The following is a 6253-nucleotide window of genomic DNA, read 5'->3' as shown; positions in this document are numbered from 1 at the left end:
TAATGGATGCCATAACAGGAAAGTGATCGGATAAGACCGCTTCAAAATTCTTATGTTCTAACACTTCAAAATCAGGATCTGTTAAAATATAATCTATTCTAAATGGCAAGAATTTAAATTCAAGTGTCCTACCAAATCCGGAACCCTTCTCTAAATATGAATCTTTCATACGAGACCTGATTCTTTGGTATATCCTGGAATACTGTGTATTATTAAAATCTCCGCATATTATTTTGGGAAATGGGGAATTCCTACTGTGTTTTATTATTTGCTCTGCTTGAATTGTTTGATACTCAAAAGTTGATCCTAATCTATTATAGATCCTCAAAGGGTTTTCTCTTTTAAATGATCCCGGTTGTATGGCTAAAGATTGCAAATGAACATTATAAACTCTTATGGTATCTGTCTTTTTTACGATATCGGCATAAATAGTATTATTACCAGTACCTTGAAAGTTTAAAGAGCCTTGGTTTATGATCGGGAATTTTGACAAGATCGCCAAGGGTGAATATCGTTTCTTATTATTAAATTGATAAACGAACTGATAAGGGTAATCCTTAAAATCAGTTGATGATATCCTCCACCGGTCAAATTCCTGGAAACAAACGATATCGGCATCTTGCTTATTTACGAAATCAACAGTCCTTTTTACGATGTCCTGACCCCTGTATTTATAATACCCTCCAAATCCGAAAACATTATAGGTCAAAACAGATATTGCTTCTGATGGATGCTCTCCCTCCAGTGAAAAAATCTTAAAAAATGGACCAAGAATGAAATACCATAAAATAAGGGGTGTTAAGACAAGGAAAAAAAATCGATCTTTCCTAAATACCCAATAGATCAATAAGAGAATATTAACCAAAACTATGTAAGGGACAACCAAGCCGGCAAGATCCAACACTGTAAAATCAAAGTAGGATGAAGTACTGTAGAAACAAAAAATGATCAATAATACGGAAGTGAATATAGAAATCACCTTAAAAGTGGATACCAAATTAAATCTAGACCACATACATATTATTCTTCTTTCCCGGCCTTAAATAAAAAGTCTTTTTCAGCTTTGGTAAGGCTTTCATATCCAGATTTGCTGATCTTATCCAGAATAGAATCAATTTTTCGTTGGCGACTTTCTTTGTCGTAGTCTACCTTGGATTTGGCCGAAGCAGTGGTTTTTCGATAGACCGTTTTCATTGATGCCTTTTTCTCCTTAGGCTTAAACATTGCCCCCAATGCGTCCAGTAATTTTGAGAAACCTTCTCCTATATCCTTCCCCTTGGTCAATTGCCTTGCGTAAACGTAACCAAGTAGGGCGCCACCCAAGTGTGCCAGATGTCCTCCGGAATTATTAGCCGGGATCTGTACTAGATCGAGGAGGACAAAAAAAGCTCCTAAATACCACAATTTAACATTAAAGAAAACTACACGTACTATCTGATTGGGAATATAGGCACAAATAAAGATAAGGACGGCCGTCACACCGGCTGAAGCTCCGATAATGGAAGTATTAGCTCCCAAAAAAACCGGAAAGATATTATAACTTACAACAAAGAACAGGCCTCCAAGGATCACTCCTAAGAAATATACATTGATTAATTTTCTGGCAGAGAATATATTCAGGAAAATCCGGGCTGAAAAATAAAGCAAGAGCATATTAAAAAACAAATGCCAAAGATCTGCATGGAAAAAGGAATAGGTAATGATAGACCAGGGCTGTGTGATATAGGCCATAAGGTCCACAGGAAGTTCAAACCATTGGGAAATAGCATTACGCCCAAAGCCCAATAGAAATGGCAATAGTGCATTTAATATAAACACCGCCACATTTATAGTGATCAGCTTCTCTGCTATGCTAAGCCGGGCGTATTGATAACGAAGTCCTCCTGTACTCATCTAGTTCCACCTGTTTTTATTGAACTGCCTTTTTTTCCAATACCACATCATAATAAATCCAAATAGGGCACCTCCCACGTGTGCAAAATGAGCGATTCCCTGTCCAAAGATAGAGTATCCCGTAACACCAGAGAACAGGTCGAGTCCTATTAGCACAGGAATAAAATACTTTGCTTTGATAGGCACAGGCAGAAAAATAAGAAAAAGTTCACTGTTGGGGAACGACATGCCAAAGGCCACCAGGACCCCATAAATAGCACCTGAGGCCCCAACCGCAGGGGTAGAGTATGCCATCAAAAAATTATCTATGGTGCTTTTAGGTGCAAGGTTATACCAGCTTGGACTAAATTTTCCTTGAGATATAATATCCATAACCTCCGCTTTGGCCAGGCCTGAATTTATAAGAACATCCATTCCCTCAGTGAAATAGTAATAGTTTACTGCCGTATGGATGATGGCAGCCCCAATTCCCGCTGAAAAATAAAAGAACAAGAATTTATTTTTACCCCACATTTGTTCCAAAGGTGATCCAAAGGCCCATAAAGCGTACATATTAAAAAGGATATGCATAAACCCCCCGTGCATAAACATGTGGGAAATGACCTGCCATAAGGCGAAATTTTCGTTCTCCGGAAACCAAAGGGAGAACCATTGTAACATTTGCACTTCGTAAAGGCTGGTAGCCACAAAAAAGAGTATGTTGATGATCAGAAGGTGCTTTATGGCCCCGGTAAGTCTTCCCATTTAATTGAATTTTTTATCGATTTCGCTTTCGGATAACGTTATAAAGATTGGTTTATTAAACGGACTTAACAAAGTTTCCTTACAGGCAAACAGATCATTTACTAAAGCCAGTTGGGATACATTGTCTAACAAATCGCCGGTTTTTACTGAGAGTGATTTGCTCAACGCTTTTGCGAGCATATCAGATTGTGAAAAATTGGTAGAACTACTTTCCATGGAGCATTCTGAAATAAGCTGATCCAACACTTCTTCTGCTTCTTTCTCTCCAATCATAGGTGGCAATCCTTTGATGAGTAGCTGTTCCTCCTGCTCTTCCCCAAAAATAAATCCTAAGGCATGCAAGTGATCTTTCATGTCTTTTAAGATGGTCAATTCGCCTTTGGAGAATGATAAGGAGATAGGGAACAGTAGTTGCTGACTCAAGGTCTCTTTTAGCGTCATGCTCCTCAAGAACTTTTCGTATAATACCCGTTGATGTGCCCTGCTTTGATCAATGATCAGCATCCCGGACCTTATGGTAGTCACAATATATTTTCGCCTCAGCTGAAAAGTGGTGGTGTCATTTTCTTCCTGTACTTCGGCATGTGGGAAAATGGACCCGGAAATGGTTTCCGATTCATAGTGTACACTGCTAAAGGATTCTTCCCTGCTAGCCTTAGATTCAAGACCCATATAAAGATTTTCCCAACCCTCGGGAGACCCCTTCTTATAAAGTCTTCCTGTGGCAGATCTGGTCGTGGTCTCAGCAAATGGATTAAAACCGGGATCTACCGAAACGCCCGGAAGATGGGCTTCCTTATGTTGATATGCATAGGGAGTCTCTAAATTCTGATCCTTTTCGAAATCCAGGCTTGGGGTTAAATGAAATTGCCCAAGACTGTGTTTAACCGCCGATCTTAAGATAGCATACAGCGTATGCTCATCATCAAACTTAATTTCGGTTTTAGTAGGATGGATATTGATATCTATTGAAGTGGGATCTACCGTTAGATATAAGAAATATCCAGGATGCGCCTCCGGTTTTATAAGCCCTTCAAAGGCGGAAAGGATGGCGTGATGCAAATACGGACTTTTTATAAATCTATCATTGACAAAGAAAAATTGCTCTCCCCTGCTCTTTTTAGCGAATGAAGGTTTGCAAATGAACCCCTCTATGGTTACTACCTGTGTTTCTTCACGTACCGGTACTAATTTTTCATCCGTCTTATGGCCAAATACCTGAACGATCCGTTTCTTCAGGGAATGCGCTGTTAAATGAAATAATTCACTCCCATTGTGAAAAAAGTAAAAATTGATCCCCGGATGTGCCAATGCCACGCGGTGAAATTCATCGGTAATATGTCTGAATTCTACTTGATTGGATTTTAGAAAATTACGGCGAGCTGGTATGTTATAGAAAAGATTTTTAACGGCGATAGAAGTTCCTATGGGTGTTACCGCTACTTCCTGTGACACTACCGTACTCCCTTCCATTTTTAGGTAAGTGCCAACCTCCTCATCTTTTGGCCTGGTATGCATCTCAACGTGCGCAATGGCCGCTATAGAGGCCAGAGCCTCTCCCCTGAATCCTTTGGTATGAAGTTTAAAAAGATCTTCTGCACTTCGGATCTTGGAGGTGGCATGGCGCTCAAAGCTTAGGCGGGCATCGGTTGGACTCATCCCAATCCCGTCATCTACCACCTGAATAAGTGTTTTACCCCCGTCCTTTACGATAAGCTGAATGGTGGCTGCACCAGCATCTACAGCGTTTTCCAACAACTCCTTTACCACAGAAGCTGGACGCTGCACCACTTCCCCGGCTGCAATTTGATTCGCCACATGATCTGGCAAGAGTTGTATGATATCTGCCATTAGTTATTCAAGAAAATGGATAGATCAAAATCTATAATATAGAGGAAAATAAAAACGAGGATCGCAATGATAATCAGCATGCGTAGTTTATAGTGTTGATCACCCCCCCTGCGGAGGTCAGACATGGCCTGATTTAATTTAGATTTTATTCCCCTTGGGGTCTCTATGGTGGAACGAAACCTATCCAGTTTTCGTTCTATTTTATAAGGGTTCCCCTCCCCTTTATCATCAAAATATCGTGGTGTGTAATTGTATTTTTTGTTCTTCCGCAGTTTCGTAAATCGTCCCATATTGCTCCTCCGTCAAATGTACTTAAATATAAAAAAAGTGCAGAACGATGGCTCCCAAAATTTGTTAACATCAAGGAGAAAGGCTTATTTATGATGCCGAAACAAGCCTTTCAGACTCAGTGATGAAAGGGATAGATGTGAGAAATCTCTAATTTCTGGATCCCAAAGCAGCCATCTTAATGGCAGCAACCGCTGCTTCTGTGCCCTTATTTCCGTGTCTGCCCCCGCTTCTATCCTGGGCTTGATGCAAGGTGTCATCGGTTAGAACACAAAAGATCACTGGAGTTGAAAACTGAAGATTGAGGTCCTTTATACCCTGTGCAGTAGCACTACACACAAAATCGAAATGCATTGTTTCTCCCCGGATCACGCTTCCGATGGCAATGATTGCATCGGGCTTTTCCTCCTGTATCATTTTTTTACAACCAAAGGTAAGTTCAAAACTACCCGGCACATCCCAGCGAAGGATGTTGATTTTCTTCACCCCGCAATCTATTAGAGTGCTGTGTGCTCCTTTAAAAAGTCCTTCTGTAATCTCTGCATTCCATTCAGAAACCACCAACCCGATCTTCAGATGATCGGCATTTGGTATCCCCTCCTTATCGTACTGAGATAAATTTCGGTTTGCAGTAGCCATTTTATTGGGTTTGAGCCATCCCTATGAAAACATCGATCGTCCTCGCTTCCTCAGAATTTGGAAAATCATCTTTGATACGCTGAAAATACCCAAGTGCTTTTTCTTTGGATCCAAGCTCCAACGCAGCAATTCCTGCCTTGTATAAATACCTGGGGGTTGTAAGTTCATTGACGTCCTTAGCAAATGCTTTTTCGTAATAGTTCAGAGCATCTTCTGTTTGTCCCAGTTGAAGGAAAGAGTCACCAATTCCTCCTAAAGCCAATGAAGCCGTGATCTCTTCATCCGGAGCCACTTTTTCCAAATATTCTATGGCCTTATCATACTGTTGCAATTCTTTGTATGCCATTCCGGCTGAATAGGTGGCAATATTCGCAGATGGGGTTCCTGAATACTCTTCTATAATATCCAGATAACCATATTTTCCTTCTGCACCATTCAAGGCCAACATAAACAATGAATCCTTTTCCGTTGTGCTCTGTAATGCTTCGTTAAAGTATTGGTTAGGGTAGAGCATTTCATTCGCAGCACTAGCGTTCTTTGGCTCTTGTACAAATTGATAGTACCCTAAATAGGCTAAAACAGCTACAGCGACCACCCCAATCACACCCAGAATATAGTTCTGGTTGCGGGCAACCCACTGCTCTGAACGAGAAGCACTTTCGTCCAAGGAGCTGAATACCTCTGCCGTTGTACTGCCCTGTTCTGCCAATGCTCTTTCTTCTTCCTTATTTTTAGGCTTGTAACCCCTCTTTTTGTATGTTGCCATAGTTCCTTTAATTGATCGCGCAAAAATAAAGTTTTATTCCAAAACCGAAGGGTATTTATTTGTTATTTTTGG

General features: G+C 40.6%; 7 protein-coding genes. All 7 read right to left on the bottom strand.

Going from position 1 to position 6253, the window contains the following annotated elements:
- A partial coding sequence (locus WBM49_RS03465; RefSeq protein WP_424370671.1) for an endonuclease/exonuclease/phosphatase family protein occupies nt 1-1015 on the bottom strand: 1015 nt, incomplete at its 3' end.
- Nucleotides 1016-1020: 5 nt separating this feature from the next.
- The gene (locus WBM49_RS03460; protein WP_424370670.1) at nt 1021-1893 is read right to left on the bottom strand and encodes a rhomboid family intramembrane serine protease; all 873 of its coding nucleotides are present in this window, start codon (nt 1891-1893) and stop codon (nt 1021-1023) included.
- Complete coding sequence (locus tag WBM49_RS03455; protein WP_424370669.1) at nt 1894-2637, bottom strand: rhomboid family intramembrane serine protease; 744 nt, start codon at nt 2635-2637, stop codon at nt 1894-1896.
- A complete protein-coding gene (gene mutL, locus WBM49_RS03450; protein ID WP_424370668.1) occupies nt 2638-4488 on the bottom strand; it encodes a DNA mismatch repair endonuclease MutL in 1851 nt (616 codons plus the stop codon).
- The gene (locus tag WBM49_RS03445) at nt 4488-4778 is read right to left on the bottom strand and encodes a riboflavin synthase subunit beta (RefSeq protein WP_424370667.1); all 291 of its coding nucleotides are present in this window, start codon (nt 4776-4778) and stop codon (nt 4488-4490) included. Before WBM49_RS03445 ends, mutL begins: the two co-directional genes overlap by 1 nt.
- A 148-nt stretch (nt 4779-4926) precedes the next feature.
- Nucleotides 4927-5415, bottom strand: a complete 489-nt coding sequence (gene ribH / locus WBM49_RS03440; protein ID WP_424370666.1) for a 6,7-dimethyl-8-ribityllumazine synthase — start codon at nt 5413-5415, stop codon at nt 4927-4929.
- A 1-nt stretch (nt 5416) separates the two neighbouring features.
- A complete protein-coding gene (locus tag WBM49_RS03435; protein ID WP_424370665.1) occupies nt 5417-6181 on the bottom strand; it encodes a tetratricopeptide repeat protein in 765 nt (254 codons plus the stop codon).
- Between the last annotated feature and the right edge of the window lie 72 nt (nt 6182-6253).

The organism is Muriicola sp. (genome assembly GCF_049669965.1).
GTDB lineage: Bacteria > Bacteroidota > Bacteroidia > Flavobacteriales > Flavobacteriaceae > Muriicola.
Note: the sequence above shows the minus strand (reverse complement) of the source record. Positions and strands in the feature narration are given on the sequence as shown.